Source organism: Duganella sp. CY15W (assembly GCF_009857555.1).
Taxonomy (GTDB): domain Bacteria; phylum Pseudomonadota; class Gammaproteobacteria; order Burkholderiales; family Burkholderiaceae_D; genus Rugamonas; species Rugamonas sacchari.
This window is the reverse complement of the sequence record NZ_WWCQ01000001.1, coordinates 833622-848564: the sequence shown is the minus strand read 5'-3', so window position 1 is coordinate 848564 and position 14943 is coordinate 833622. Positions and strand designations below refer to the sequence as shown.

The 14943-nt window shown below is 63.5% G+C and carries 9 protein-coding genes; 2 read left to right on the top strand and 7 right to left on the bottom strand.

The genetic code is table 11. The annotated features are described in order from the left end of the window. Window positions 1-99: 99 nt before the first annotated feature. Window positions 100-1017 carry a sensor domain-containing diguanylate cyclase gene (locus GTP58_RS04065; protein WP_161076367.1) on the top strand — a complete coding sequence of 306 codons (918 nt, stop codon included), beginning with the start codon at window positions 100-102 and terminating at the stop codon, window positions 1015-1017. A gap of 16 nt (window positions 1018-1033) precedes the next feature. Here GTP58_RS04065 and clpB read toward each other — a convergent pair whose 3' ends face one another. The 7 genes from clpB to GTP58_RS04030 all read right to left on the bottom strand — a co-directional run bounded on the left by clpB (window position 1034) and on the right by GTP58_RS04030 (window position 12112). Continuing rightward, window positions 1034-3625, bottom strand: coding sequence for an ATP-dependent chaperone ClpB (gene clpB, locus GTP58_RS04060; protein ID WP_161076366.1), 2592 nt, complete (start codon window positions 3623-3625; stop codon window positions 1034-1036). Window positions 3626-3700: 75 nt separating this feature from the next. Beyond that, a complete protein-coding gene (gene moaE, locus GTP58_RS04055; RefSeq protein WP_072783779.1) occupies window positions 3701-4162 on the bottom strand; it encodes a molybdopterin synthase catalytic subunit MoaE in 462 nt (153 codons plus the stop codon). After that, the gene (locus GTP58_RS04050; protein ID WP_161076365.1) at window positions 4159-6573 is read right to left on the bottom strand and encodes a DUF349 domain-containing protein; all 2415 of its coding nucleotides are present in this window, start codon (window positions 6571-6573) and stop codon (window positions 4159-4161) included. Before GTP58_RS04050 ends, moaE begins: the two co-directional genes overlap by 4 nt. Before the next feature lie 78 nt (window positions 6574-6651). After that, window positions 6652-7275, bottom strand: a complete 624-nt coding sequence (locus GTP58_RS04045) for a hypothetical protein (protein ID WP_229215410.1) — start codon at window positions 7273-7275, stop codon at window positions 6652-6654. 197 nt (window positions 7276-7472) lie between these two features. Beyond that, window positions 7473-9878, bottom strand: coding sequence for a bifunctional acetate--CoA ligase family protein/GNAT family N-acetyltransferase (locus GTP58_RS04040; protein ID WP_161076364.1), 2406 nt, complete (start codon window positions 9876-9878; stop codon window positions 7473-7475). Between the two features lie 6 nt (window positions 9879-9884). Beyond that, window positions 9885-10874 carry a DUF2804 domain-containing protein gene (locus GTP58_RS04035; RefSeq protein WP_161076363.1) on the bottom strand — a complete coding sequence of 330 codons (990 nt, stop codon included), beginning with the start codon at window positions 10872-10874 and terminating at the stop codon, window positions 9885-9887. Further along, window positions 10871-12112 carry a winged helix-turn-helix domain-containing protein gene (locus tag GTP58_RS04030; protein ID WP_161076362.1) on the bottom strand — a complete coding sequence of 414 codons (1242 nt, stop codon included), beginning with the start codon at window positions 12110-12112 and terminating at the stop codon, window positions 10871-10873. Before GTP58_RS04030 ends, GTP58_RS04035 begins: the two co-directional genes overlap by 4 nt. Window positions 12113-12248: 136 nt before the next feature. On the opposite strand from GTP58_RS04030, the gene GTP58_RS04025 reads away from it, so the two are divergent. Next, a complete protein-coding gene (locus tag GTP58_RS04025) occupies window positions 12249-14885 on the top strand; it encodes a diguanylate cyclase domain-containing protein (RefSeq protein ID WP_161076361.1) in 2637 nt (878 codons plus the stop codon). Window positions 14886-14943: the final 58 nt, after the last annotated feature.

Genomic DNA, 14943 nt, shown 5'->3' with positions numbered 1-14943 from the left:
GATCGTTAGTTAAGTTTTCCAGATTTATGCCGATAACGTGTGCTTGGATAAAAGTACGGTACATTAGTGGAAACTCAACAATTAGAAAAATGGTATCGGATGGCGGATTTGTCCCTCTTCTCGAACGAGCAAATCGCCGCGCTGTTGTCAGCGCTGCCCGATCCGGCATTCATCCTCACGCGCAGCGGCCGCTATGCCGCCATTTTCGGCGGCACGGACACGCGCTATTACCACGACGGCAGCGGCCTGGCCGGCAAATACCTGGCCGAGGTGCTGAACCCGGAAAAGGCCGCCTGGTTCCAGGCGCAGGTGGCCATTGCACTGGCCTCGCGCGGCCTGCATGTGGTCGAATATCCGCTGGCCGGCGATGACGTCAAGGGAGTGGGCCGCGAGGGACCGGCGGAAACGCTGTGGTTTGAAGGCCGCGTGCAGCCGCTGGAATACCAGGTGCTGGGCGAAGATGCGGTGCTATGGGTCGCCAGCAATATCACTGCCAGCAAAAAGCTGGAAGCGCTGCTGCGCATGCAAAGCGAGACCGATTCGCTGACCGGCCTGGCCAACCGCCGCAAGCTCATGAACAGCCTGACCGAACATTTTGAACTGTTCGCGCGCTATAAGACCGCTGCTTCCGTGCTGATCTTCGATATCGACCATTTCAAAGGCATCAACGACGAATACGGCCACCTGAGCGGCGACAAGGCCATCATGGCCACGGCCGAGGTCTGCCGGCGCGAGCTGCGCGCCACCGATTTCCCGGCCCGCCTGGGCGGTGACGAATTTGTCGTGCTGATGCCGCACACGGACAGCGCGCAGGCCATGCCGATCGCGGAACGCCTGCGCCTGCGCATTGCGGAACAGCTCAGGGAATTGGGCACCTTAGGACGCGGCGCCACCATCAGCGGCGGCCTCAGCGAAATGACCGCCGGTGACAGCGCGTACGAGGAAGTGTTGAAACGGGCAGACGATGCGTTGTACCGCGCCAAGCGCGACGGTCGCAACCGCATCGTCCGCCACTAGCCCACATGGGCCGGCATTAGCTGAAGGCCAGCTCGCCGTTGACGGCGTCGACGTGGATGGTGTCCTTCGGTCCAAACTTCCCTTGCAGGATCAGCCTGGACAGCGGATTTTCGATCTGCTGCTGGATCGCCCGTTTCAATGGCCGCGCACCATACACCGGATCGTAGCCCGCCTCGGCGATCTTCTGCAGCGCCGCGTCGGTCACCGTCATGCCAATTTCCATCTTGGCCAGACGTTTCTCCAGCGTGGCCAGCTGGATGCGGGCAATCGCGCCGATGTTCTTCTCATCCAGGCCGTGGAACACCACGATCTCATCAATACGGTTGATGAACTCGGGACGGAAGTGCGAACGCACCTCAGCCATCACCGCCAGCTTGACCACGCCGGGGTCAGAGTCTTCCATCGACTGGATTTTGTGCGAACCCAGGTTTGAGGTCATGATGATGACGGTGTTCTTGAAGTCCACCGTACGGCCCTGCCCATCGGTCATGCGGCCATCGTCCAGCACCTGCAGCAGCACGTTGAACACATCCGGGTGCGCCTTCTCCACCTCGTCCAGCAAGATCACACTGTACGGCTTGCGGCGCACGGCCTCGGTCAGATAGCCGCCCTCGTCGTAACCCACATAGCCTGGCGGCGCACCGATCAGACGGGCCACCGAATGCTTCTCCATGAACTCGCTCATGTCGATACGGATCAGCGATTCTTCCGTATCGAACAGGAAGCCGGCCAGCGCCTTGGTCACTTCGGTCTTGCCGACACCGGTCGGGCCAAGGAACAGGAAGGAGCCGTACGGACGGTTCGGGTCCGACAGGCCCGCGCGCGAACGGCGGATGGCATCGGCCACCGCATTGATCGCCTCGTCCTGGCCGACCACCCGTTCGTGCAGCTTCTCCTCGATGTGCAGCAGCTTCTCGCGCTCGCCTTGCATCATGCGTGACACCGGAATGCCGGTCGCACGCGACACCACTTCGGCGATTTCCTCGGCGCCCACTTCGGTGCGCAGCAGCTTGGGCTTGGACGGATCTTGCGCGCCACCGGCGCTGGCCGTGGCTTTTTCAGCCTGCTTCAACTGCGCTTCCAGTTCAGGCAGGCGGCCGTATTGCAGCTCCGAGACGCGCTGCCAGTTGCTTTCGCGCGTGGCCTGCTCCATCTGCTGCTTGATGCGGTCGATCTCTTCCTTGATGTGGGTACTGCCCTGCACCACCGACTTTTCGGCCTTGAGGATTTCCTCGTAGTCGTTGAGCTCGCGCGTCAGCCGCACAATTTCCTCGTCGATGAGTTCCAGACGCTTGCGCGAGCCTTCGTCCTTTTCCTTCTTGACGGCTTCCTTCTCGATCTTCAGCTGGATCAGGCGGCGTTCCAGCTTGTCCATGACTTCCGGCTTGGAATCAATTTCGATCTTTATCTTGGCAGCTGCCTCGTCGATGAGGTCGATCGCCTTGTCGGGCAGGAAGCGGTCGGTAATGTAGCGGTGCGACAGCTCCGCCGCCGCGATGATCGCCGCGTCCGAAATCGCCACCTGGTGGTGCAGCTCGTACTTGTCCTGCAAGCCGCGCAGGATCGCGATGGTGTCTTCTACGCTCGGCTCGTCCACCAGAATTTTCTGGAAGCGGCGCTCCAGCGCAGGGTCTTTCTCGATGTATTTGCGGTACTCGTCCAGCGTGGTCGCACCGACGCAGTGCAGCTCGCCACGGGCCAGCGCCGGTTTCAGCATATTGCCCGCGTCCATGGCGCCGTCGGCCTTGCCGGCGCCCACCATGGTGTGCATCTCGTCAATGAAGACGATGGTCTGGCCTTCGTCCATGGCCAGCTCCTTGAGCACGGCTTTCAGACGTTCCTCGAACTCGCCGCGGTACTTGGCGCCGGCCACCAGCGCCGCCATGTCCAGCGCCAGCACGCGCTTGCCTTTGAGCGAATCGGGCACCTCGTTGTTGATGATGCGCTGCGCCAGGCCCTCCACGATCGCGGTCTTGCCCACGCCCGGTTCGCCGATCAGCACAGGATTGTTCTTGGAGCGGCGTTGCAGCACCTGGATCGCGCGGCGGATTTCATCGTCGCGGCCGATCACCGGGTCCAGCTTGCCCTGGCGGGCGCGCTCGGTCAGGTCCAGCGTGTATTTTTTCAGGGCTTCGCGCTGGCCTTCAGCCTCGGCATTGTCTACCTTGGCGCCGCCGCGCACGGTGTCGATGGCCGCTTCCAGCGACTTGCGGGTCAGGCCGCTTTCGCGCGCCAGCGACCCGGCGTCCGACTTGTCGTCGGTCAGCGCCAGCAGCACCATTTCGCTGGAGATGAATTGATCGACGCGCTTCTGCGCTTCCTTGTCGGCCAGGTTGAGCACGGCCACGAGTTCACGGCTCGCTTGCACATTGCCACCGGTGCCGGACACTTTCGGCAAGCGTTCCAGCGCCGCACTCAGCGCCTTGCTCAGGCCGCCGACATTGACGCCAGCGCGTTGCAGCAGCGAGCGCGCGCTGCCATCGTCCTGGTTCAACAGGGCCGTCAGCAGGTGCAGCGGTTCGATGTATTGGTTGTCATTGCCCACGGCCAGACTCTGCGAGTCCGACAGGGCTTCCTGGAGTTTGGTGGTGAGTTTGTCTTGACGCATTTGTTGCTCCGATATTTAACAGTTATCGCTTACATAGGGATAAGCGATGACGTTTTCAAGGAGCTAACCCTGCATTTAAACTTTCCATTTAGTCAATGCCGCATCATCGCTCACGCGGGCATCGACCCAGCGCGCGCCGTCCGGGGTTTGCTCCTTTTTCCAGAACGGCGCCTCGGTCTTGAGATAGTCGATGATGAATTCGCACGCAGCAAACGCCTCGCCCCGGTGCGCCGACGTCACCGCCACCAGGACGATCTGGTCCTTGGGCTGGAGCGGACCGACGCGATGGATCACCAGCGCGCTGAAAATGGGCCAGCGCGCCTTTGCCTGGTCGATGATGTTGCTGATCGCCTGCTCCGTCATGCCCGGATAATGTTCCAGCACCATCTCGGACACTGCCGCACCCTCGTTGAGGTCGCGTACGGTGCCGACAAACGTCACCACGCCGCCGACCTTGGGATAATCGGCGCGCAGCTGGGCGACCTCGGCAGACAAATCGAAATCCTCTGCCTGGATACGCACCTCATTCAAACTCATGCACGCTCCGAGGCGCCAATGCGGCGGAACAGTTGCTCGATACGGCTGGCGGTACGTGCGTCCGCCAGCGCCGGCATCGCGCACAGCTGCAGGTAGGCGGCGCTGGCCGACTGCGGCTTCTGGCCGGATTTCAGCGACGATTGCAGCACTTCCACCTGCATTTTCAGGCGTTCGCGCGCAAATTCGGCGCCGCTGTCCACCCCGGCGACGATTTCCAGGCGCAGCACCTCATCCAGCAACTTGGCGCGATTACGCTCCAGCTGCTGCGCGTAGGCACTGCGCTCGCCATTCAGCGCGCCCAGCGCAGCGGTGAAACGGCCGTTCAGCGCGCGCTCATACTCATTGCCCAGCGACGGCAATTCAGCCCAGCGCGCCTGCCAATCGGTCGCATCGATGGCGCTGCTATCCGCGCCCAGCGCGCTTTCCAGCGACTGGCACAGGCGCAGCTTGTCGCGCAACGCATTGGCCTGGGCCGCACCGGCACGGCGCTTGATCGCGTCCGCCTGCCCCTGCACCTTGCCGACCGCATTGTGATAGCGCTGATTGATACGGGCTTCGGCAGCACGCGGCACGATACCGGTCGCATGCCAGGCCGTGGCTGCATCCTTGAGCGCCTTGGCGATGGTCGCCAGTTGGGCCTTGTCTTCGCCACTGAAAGTCGCCTCTTCCAGCTCCTTGCAGATCGCTTCGCGCGCGTGCAGTTGCGCCTTGCGTTCGTGATCGGCAGCGTGCGCAGTTTCCTTGCGCCTGGAGAAGATAGCGTCGCATGCGGCGCGGAAACGCTGCCACAGCGCCTGTTCGATCTTGCGTTCCAGCGGCAAGGCCTTGGCCTGCTCCTGCCAGCGCTCCTGCAGACGGCGCAGCTTGTCCAGCGTCTGGCGGTCGGACGGCTCCAGTGCTTCTGCCTCCACAATCAGCTGCTCGCGCTTGGCGGCTTCCACCTTGCGCTGCTCGGACAGCGGCGACAGCATATGGGCCAGCACCTTGTCGAAGGTCTGGTCGAGCTTGCGTTTTTCCTTGCGGTCGATGGTGCCCAGACGCGTCCACATCTGACGCAGGCGCTGACCGGCTGCCGCGACGTTCTTCAGGTCCGCCCCTCCCGCAGCCACCGACTCGGCCAGGGCTTGCGTCTCAGAGATCAGGGCCTGCGCCTTGGCGGCGTTGGCGTGGCGCTCGTCGGCCAGCTGCTTGAAGTGGGCGGCGGCAGGCGCGTAAGCGGCGGTACAGGCCGCATCGAAGCGTTCCCACAGGCTTTTCGGCGCATGGCCCGATACTGCATCCAGCGCTTTCCAGCGGTCACGCATGCTGCCGACTTTCTTGGCCAGCTCACTCATGGCCAGTTTCTGGCCTGGCAGTTCTTCCACCGCCTTGACCAGCTCTTCGCGCGAGACATTGCCGCCCCAGCGCGCCCAGTCACCCAGTCGCTTGAGTTCGGCACGGACGTGGTTCAGATGCTCGGTCTGGGCGTGGCTGAGACGGGTCTTGTGCTCGCGCAGCCATTTGTCGTGTTCGCCGGCGATGTGGAGCTGGCCGTGCTCCAGCGCAGCTTCCATCGCCTCCAATGTTTCCAGGAATTTCTTGTCGGCTTCCTTGGGCGGCTGCTTGGGCTGTTTGGGCTGCTTAGGGGCCGCAGCCTGGTCCGGCGCGGCCTCGGCGACGGCTGGCGCAGCTTCAGGCTCGGCCACGGGCGCCGGCTTGACAGGCACGGTCAGCGCGGCGCGCACTTGCGCCAGCGCTTGCGCATAGTCGCTCAGCAGATGGCGCGGCAAGGCGTTGTGTTCGGGGGCATTCTGGTATTCCGCCTCGGCTGCGGCATGCCGTTCCAGCGTCTGCAGCGCCTCTTCCGCTGGCAAGCCGGCATCGGGCAGCTTGCGCACGGCCGCCATGGCATCGATGATGGTGCGCTGTAATGTGACCTGCTCTTCCAGGCGTGCGGCCAGCGCCGCGCGGGCGCTCGCGAACTGCTCCGCCAACGCCGGCACGTCCGCCACCACCAGCCATTGGCGGTCCAGCTCTGCAACCTGATTCGGCGTCAACTTTTCATCCTGCAACAGACGTTGCGCGAGATCCAGACACGCCTGGGCTTTTTGCAGCTCGGCCTGCTGATAACGGATGGCGTCCAGCCGGCTCTGCATCAGCTTGGCGACGCGGCGGTCGGTGTTACGCACCGCCTGCAGCACCTGCTCCAGCGCGGCCTGCGACTGCACATGCTCGGCGGCGGTCAGGCGCACCCCGGCGAATTCGCTCTCCAATATCAGTGCGACAGCGGCGGCTTCATTGCCATTGAGGGCGGCGGCGCGTTGCGCCTGTTCATCGCGGCGGCCAGCCGCAGCATCCGGCTCCGGTGCGGGCGCAGGAGCTGGCGGAACGACCGAGGATTCTGTTGCACGCTTAAAGAGGAAATCAAACATGGTGCGCTATGGTGATGGCTAAAACCACCATCATAGCAAAGCAGGAAGATTTTGCCCTGCGAAGGCGCTATGGGGCGGTTACTTCATGAAAGCATCGTCATGCGATGCTTGCTGCGCGGGCTTGCGCAACGGCGGCGCAGGCGCGTCGTCGAGACTTACAACTGGCAATACCTGCAAGCCTGGTATCGAAATCTGGCCATCATCGACTTCGCCGCCAGGCAAGGCGCGGCGACGCGCGGCAACCTGGGCAGCTTCTGCCGGCGGCAGGCCGGAGCGCTTCATTTCGTCCAGATGCTTGTCGTGCATCATCAATTGATTGGCGATCGAGAACCAGGTTTCGCCGGCGATCGCATGCCGGGCCAGGCCGAACAATTCGTGCTCTTCTTTTTCCAGCCGCTTCAGCAGCGAGGCGCAGAAGGTGTCGATGCTGTCGCACACTTCGCTGACCTGCTCGTCGCGCACATCGGCCAGCGCGCCCAGCTTGTCTTGCAGCAAACGGATGGACGTCAGCGCGGCCTGGTTCAAACGGTTGAGCTCGTCCAGCAACTGATCGGCCCGCTCAGTGGCGTCGCGCAGCGCCGGTATCAGATACATCTCGGTCTTGCGCCAGTGGCAAGACTGGTACAGGGTATTAAGGTTTTCGCAAGCATATTCCAGTTGCGACAGGGTCATGCGGTTTTGCTGCATCAGCGTGGAACGCATATATTTCTGGAACGACTGCAGGCTAAGACGAACGCTCGCTTGTTCGACTGACAGTGCGACCAGAGTATATGTGGCGGTTAACATTCTGACTCCCAAGGCTGTAGGTGGAAGTAAAAAGTGTAAATAATCCCGACAACGACGCTTTGAGCTAGAACAAACCCGCCCACCGCCAATATATCTCAAGCGTGCCGCGAATGCTATCGCAACGGCAGTTGTAATCTCACCATACCGGCTTCTGGATGCGGCAATACCACGCCGCCAAAGTGGCGTATCAGTTTTTGCACACCGGTATTCTCTGCCAAGGCATCGCCGACGATCTCGCGCGTGCCGCGCGCACGGAAATAATCGACCAGCTTCTGGAACAGGATGTAGCCCAGTCCCTTGCCTTTCAGATCGGAACGCACGATGACGGCAAATTCCGCCGACTGGTTATCGGGATCCGTCACAGCCCGCACCACGCCCAGTGTTTCCGGCATGCCATCCACGCCAGGCCGCGTGGCGATAAACGCCATGGCACGGTCATAGTCGATCTGCGTCAGCCGCGCCAGTTGGGCCGGCGGCAGCTCGCGCATGGCGGAGAAGAAGCGCAGCCGGATATCGTCCGCCTCCAGCGCGCTAAAGAATACCTGGTGCTGCGGGCCGTCTTCCGGCCGGATCGGCCGCAGCAGGATCTGCCCACCGCCCCAGTCGACGCGTTCTTCCAGTTCCTGCGGATACGGCCGGATCGCCAGCACCGTGCGCCGCGCCCGCGCCTTGGCCAGATGCATGCGCGCGCCGAGCGCCACCACGCTGCCGCCGATCGCCAGCAGCGGATTCAGGTCCAGCTCCGTCAGCTCGGGCAGGTCGGCCACCATGTCGGCGACCTGCACCAGGGTGCGGATCAGCGCTTCCGCGTCGGCCGGCGTCTGCCCCTGCGCCAGCAGCCGCGAAACGCGGGTGCGGCCGACCATGTCGCGCGCCAGCGTCATATTCAGCGGCGGCAGGCCGGCGGCGCGGTCCGCCGCCACATCTGCAGCAATACCACCCTGGCCAAAAAACACCACCGGGCCAAACACTGGATCATGACCAATCTGGATGCGTGCTGCGGCCAGCGTCGCGCCGGCCAGCGCCGTCTGCTGCGGCGTCGCCAGCGCGATGCCGTAGGCGGCCATCAGCGCGCGCGCATCAGCGTCGGACAGCTCGCTGTGGCCGGCGTTCAGCGCCGCCTGCACCAGGCCGCGCGCGGTGGAACGGCCGCTGGCGCTGGTGGTCGGCATGCCAACCGGCACCTCCATCAGCAATTCCTGGTTGCGGCGATACTGGGCGATTTGCAGGAAGCCGTTGACGGCCTTTTCAGGCGTGTCATAGGTCGGCAGGCCCGCCTCGGCAAACACCCGGCGCGCCTGTGCCACCGAACTGCCGCCCAGCCAGCACGACAGCACATTCTTGCCAGCGGCTTTCATCAGCGGTGCGACTGCTTCAGCGATCAGGTCACTGGCCACCATGGCGGTCGGCGCGTGCAGAAACAGCAGCGCATCCGCCTGCGGCTCGCGCAGCAGCGCCTCGACCGCCCCCACATACTGCGCCACGGGCGCGTCGGCCAGGACATCCAGCGGATTGGCCTGGGGCGCACCGGCCTGCGTCAGGCCGCGCACCGTTTCCGGCGACAACGCCGCCAGTTGCGCGCCGCTGCAGGACAAGGCATCGGCCGCGATCAGCCCCAGGCCGCCGCCGTTGGTCAGCACCGCCAGCCGCTCGCCGCGCTGCGGACGCTGGCGCGCCAGCGTCTCCACGGCATCGAACAGGTCTTCGGTCGAATACACGCGCAGCATGCCGGCGCGGCGTATCGCCGCATCAAACACCAGATCCTGGCCAGGCGCCGCATCGCGCCCTACTTTCAGCACGATGACCGGCTTGCCGCGCGCCGCCAGCCGCCCCGCCGACATGAACTTGCGGGCGCTGCTCACGTGTTCTATGCACAGCAGGATTGCTTCCGTCTCCGCATCGGCCGCCAGATAATCCAGCAAGTCGCCAAAGTCCACATCCATGCCGTCGCCCATGGCGACCAGGCGCGAAAAGCCGATGCCGCGCTGGCCGGCCCAATCCAGTACCGCCGTCGCCAGCGCACCGGATTGCGAGACGAAAGCCAGCCGCCCCTTGCCCGCCTCCATTTGCGTAAAGCTGGCATTCAGGCCCAGTGACGGCGATTGCAGCCCGACGCTGCCAGCGCCCAGTATCCGCAGCAAATAAGGCCGCGCCGCTTCCAGCATCTGCTGGCGCAAGCTGCGGCCACCGCTGTGCGCGGGATCGGCCGTCATCACGATGGCCGCCTTGGTGCCGTGCTGTCCCAGCTCGCCGATCAATCCCGGCAGCGTGGCAGGCGGCGTGCAGATGATGGCCAGGTCGGCCGGCTTGGGCAGCGCACTGACCCGCCCATAACACGGCAAGCCGTGCAACGCCTGGTGCTTCGGGTTGACTGGATACACCACGCCACCGCTACGCGTAAATTCACCATCGAGCAGATTCGCCAGCACCCGCGTGCCGATGCGCTGCGGATTATCCGACGCGCCGATCAGGGCCACCGAGCGTGGTTGGAACAGACGGTCCAGATTACGAATACTCATGGAGGATTACCAGCGCGATGAATGATCTTCAGTCACGCCCATCAACTGCGTGACCATGCGTTTGGGCTGATCCGGCGCACTGCGCACCCAGCCCGTGAAGCTGCCTATCGGTTGCAGGTAGCGGCTGGCCGCCACCACCATCTTCTTGTTGTCGCGGCGCGCGCCATCCGGTGTGAACACCAGGTCCAGCATGTCGTCCTCGGTAAAGATATGCCACGGCGACAGCGCGTCTTTTTTATCGTACAGGAAGTGCGCCGCCGCCAGCGGATACAGCTCGCCATCCAGCCACAGCGCATTTTCATGGCCGCCAAAATAGCCCGCCTGCAGATTGAAGCCCAGCTCCAGATTGTGCGCCGAGGCCCAGCGCCAATCCGTATTGCGCGCCAGCAGGCCATTGGAATAGTCAAAACTGGCGACGCCGCCGTCGAGCTTGTACTCCTCGCGCCAGGTACGCACCTCGCCGCGCAGCGGCATGGCGGACGACTTCTGCGTCGCATGCACCGAACCCTTGTCGATCGGCCCCGTCGCCAGCAGCAGCGGCGACGCGCCGGGGCCGAAGCTGGCGTCGATTTCCAGGAAATCGCAGCGCAGCGTCAGCTGGTAACTGCCATCGCCCTGCGCATCGACCGCGATATGGCAGTTGCGCGCCTTGAAGCTGCTCGATTCGCCCGCGTGGTTGGCCAGCTTGGCCGATATCAGCGGCAGGCCGTCCTGGGAGAAATTGGCCAGCATATCGCCTTCGCCACGGTCGAACGCGTAGGCAAACGCGGTGCTGATCCAGCCCAGGTCGACAATCGCCACCGCGCAGAACACCTGTTCGGTGCACAGCGCCACGTAGTGCCAGCGCTTGTGATGGAAGCGGCGCCACAGCGCGCTGCGCGCAAACGGCTTGGCCAGCTGCGTCCAATCGATATTACCGACCTGGCCGGCGTAACGGCCAAACAGCGGTTGTCCGTCAGCGGCCAGCGGGCTGGCGGGGGCGGCGGGCAAAGTCATGCGGCTTCCTTTTCTGATCCGGCTGCATCCAGCGCGGCTTGCAGCTGCTGGCCAAAAATGGCTGGTGCAGCTTGTTTAATGTGTACTTCAGGACAGGCATGCCAATCGGCCAGGCGCTGCAGCGCGCCGGCGATGTCGCGCGTAAAGCGGTCGCTGACACGTGACGATGGCTCCAGCGCCAGCGACTTCACTTCAAACACGCCATCGCGGCGGTGGGCCTTGGCGTCCAGCCGGCCGACCAGCGCGCCGCGGCGCAGGATCGGCAGCGTGAAGTAGCCGTACTGGCGTTTGTCGGCGGGCGTGTAGCACTCCAGCCGGTAATCAAAGTTGAACAGCTCCAGCGCGCGGCGGCGGTCCCACACCACCGGATCGAATGGCGACAGGATAGTGGTCAGCGTCGGCGACAGCGTGCCATCGGCGGCAGCGGCCAGCAAGTGCGCAAGATCAGGATGGACGTAGACAGGATCGTCCCAGTCTTCCACCCAGGCGCGCAGCAAGGCGCCCTCCGCGAACAGCTGTTCGGGATCGAGACGCGGCGGTTTGGTGCGGAAGTAGTCGCTGATCCATGCACTGCGCGCGCAGCCCATGGCCTTGACCGCCTTGAGCACCAGCGCGCGCCGCACCTCATCCATGGGCCGCAGCTGGCTGTCGTCCCAATCCGGCAGCACGCGTTCGGCCAGGTCATAAATGCGCTGGAAGTTATGGCGCGCGGAGATCATCAGCGCGCCGGTGGTAAACAGCACCTCCAGCGAGCGTTTTTCCGGCTTCCAGCTCCACCAGCCGCCGCTCTGGCCATCGGTGCGCTCAAAGTCGGCGGAACGCGTCGGGCCGTTGACGCGGATATGCTGCAGCACCTTGTCCACCTCGGCGCGGCGCTCCTTCATCCAGGTGGCGGAATACTTCCAGCCCATGGCTTCCGGGTCCAGCATGCGATGGCGGTACAGGCCATAATCCTCAACCGGCACGAAACAGGCCTCATGCGCCCAGTACTCAAACAGTTCGCCGGCGGCCAGCGCCTGCTCCAGCCACGGCTGCGGATAATCGCCCAGACGGCTCCACAGCACCAGGTACGGACTGCGCGCCACCACATGGATGGTGTCGATTTGCAGCACGCCCATTTGCCGGATGGTGTCCACCACGTCCGGCTGGCGCGCCTTACGGCGGCGCGGCTGCAACAAGCCTTGCGCCGCCAGATGCAACGCCCGCGCCGCGGACAGGCTCAATATCGTTTCGGTCATGGTCCCTATTCTAATAAAGATTTCAATATTGCCTGTGAACGGAATGAGGTTTTTTTCTCCACTTTCACACCAAAAGCGATATTTCCGTGCAGAATAACCGCAAAGAGTTCCAATCACCGATGAGGACCGTGCGCCGATGCTGGATTTCTTACGCCGTCTGTACCGCTCCATCCTGCTGCCCGCCTTTGGCGTCGCACTGCTGACCTTCATGTGGCTGGCGGTGGCTTACCAGGTGCGGCAGGAAAAGCTAACCGCCCGTCACGATGCGGTCCTGCACAGTCAGTCGCTGGCGCGCACGCTGGCCGAGCACACCAACCACCTGCTGCGGCAAACCGACCACGCCACCCAGCTGTTCAAGCTCAAATACGAGGAAACCGACGGCCGCCTGCGGCTGGCGGAATTCAGCCGCAAAAACGGCCTGCTGGATTCCCTGCTGCCGACCAAGCTGGATCTGCCGCTGGCAATCCTCAACAGCGACGGCCATGTCATCGACAGCCAGAACGGCTATTTCGCGCCCGAGCACAAACATACGCCCTTCTTCAAGAGTCATGCCTCTAATCCGGCCGATGTGTCGCTGGTATCCACGCCGGTGGTCGACAGCCGCACCAAGAAATGGCAGATCCAGATCTCGCGCCGCCTGAACAAGCCGGATGGCAGCTTTGCCGGCGTGATCCTGGTGATGATGGACCCGGCCTATTTTGTCGAAGACTACGACCGCATGAGCATCGATCCCGGCGGCGCCGTCATGCTGATCAGCCGCGAAAACGGCATGTCCGCCGCGCGCATCGACGACCAGGTCATCATCAGTGACAGCATTGACTTCACCGCCGTCCAGGCCAGCAATGGCGAAGCAAACGAGGAGCTTCAGCTCAAGCGCCGTTTCGACGCCATCGACCGCATCTACAGCTCCGCAGAACTGCCGCGCTATCTGCTGATGGCGGTGGTCGGCAGCCCGACCGAATCGGCGATGGCCCATTTTGAGCGCCGCCGCAGCGTGTACTACATCATCTCGATTGCCGCTTCCGGCATGGTGCTGTTGTTTGTCTACCTGCTGGTGCGCCAGGCCTACCGCCTGCGCCGCACCGCCAGCATGGTGATCGAAGCCCAGCTGATGCTGCGCGCGGCGGCCGACGCCAGCCTGGATTCGGTCTATCTGTTCAAGGCCTGCCGTATGCGCGGCGCGCAGCGCGAGATCCTGGACTTCACCATCGCCGATCTCAATGAACGCGGCGCGCAGCTGATGGGTTTCCGCAGCGACGACATCAAGGGCAAGCGGCTCATCGAAGTGCTGCCGGACCTGCACTCGCAAGGCTTCGTTGAAAAATACCGCCACGTGCTGGAATCGCGCCAGCCGCTGGAAGAAGAATTTGAAGTCGACTTCCTGCCCAACCGCGCGGTGCACTGGTTGCAGCATCAGATCGTGCCGATTACCGACGGCGTCGCGGTCAACGTGCGCGACATCACCTCGCGCAAGGAAACCGAGCTGGCGATGCGCCAGAACCAGGCCGAACTCACCGCCGTCAACGACGCCTCGCCGCTCGGCCTGTTGCGTGCCGACGCCACCGGCCACTGCACCTACGTCAACCGCACCTTTGAACTCATCACCGGCCTGACGCGCGAGGAAGCCATGGGCGACGCCTGGATACGCGCCGTCCACCCGCACGACCGCGCCGTGCTGCAGGCGGCGCTGGGCCACATGGCCGAAACCCGCGTACCCTATCAGGACACGCTGCGCTGCGTGCACCCGGACGGCATGATCGTCTGGATCTCCTTCAAGATCGCCGCCATGGTGGTGGATGGGCAGGTGTACGGCTACGTCGGCACTGTGGACGACATCACCCACGTGCGCAAATCCGTGATGGCGCTGCGCGAAAGCGAATCGCGCCTGCGCACCATCGCCGACACGCTGCCGGCCATGGTCGCCTACATCGACGCCGAACAGGTCTACCGCTTCCACAACCTGGCCTACGAGCGCGAATTCAATCGCACCGGCACCACTGTGCTGGGCCGCACCATCCTGGAAACCATGGGCGCCGAACGCCACGCCTTCCTCGAACCCTATGTGTTGCGCGCGCTGGCCGGCGAAACGCTGACCTTCGAAGAAGACGACAACAGCGACGCCACCGAACGCACCTATGAAGTGGTCTATATTCCGCAAATGGACGAAGATGGCCTCAACGTCATCGGCTTCCACGTCATGCGCCAGGACATCACGGTGCAGAAGCGCGAGAAACTACGCCTGCTGCGGCTATCCCAGGTAGACGCCCTCACCGGCCTGACCAACCGCGCCGGCTTCCTGCAAAAACTGCACGACGCCATGGGCTCCGCGCGCGACAACGGCAACCTGATGGCGGTGATGTACATGGACATCGATCGCTTCAAACCGGTCAACGACACCTTCGGCCACGCCGTCGGCGACGCCCTGCTCAAGGCGTTTTCGGCCCGCCTGACGCACACCATGCGCGCCAGCGACACCATCGCCCGATTGGGCGGCGACGAATTCACCATTATCATGGAACGCATCCACCGCACTGACGACGCAGCGGCGCTGGCGGCCAAAATCGTCTCGGCCATGCAGGCTGACTTCGACCTGGATGGCACCGTGGTATCGATCTCCACCAGCATCGGCCTGACCTTCTACCGCAACGAAGACGTGAGCCCCGCCGAACTGCTGAACCGCGCCGACATTCTGCTGTACGAGGCCAAACAGGCGGGCCGCAACACCTTCCGCGCCGGTCCCGTCATCCCACCTCCGGCCAGCAATGCGGCATAATGGCGTTTAATCAAGCCGGGACCGGCCGGCTTGGGCTATATTGAGCGCTTTCCGGTCG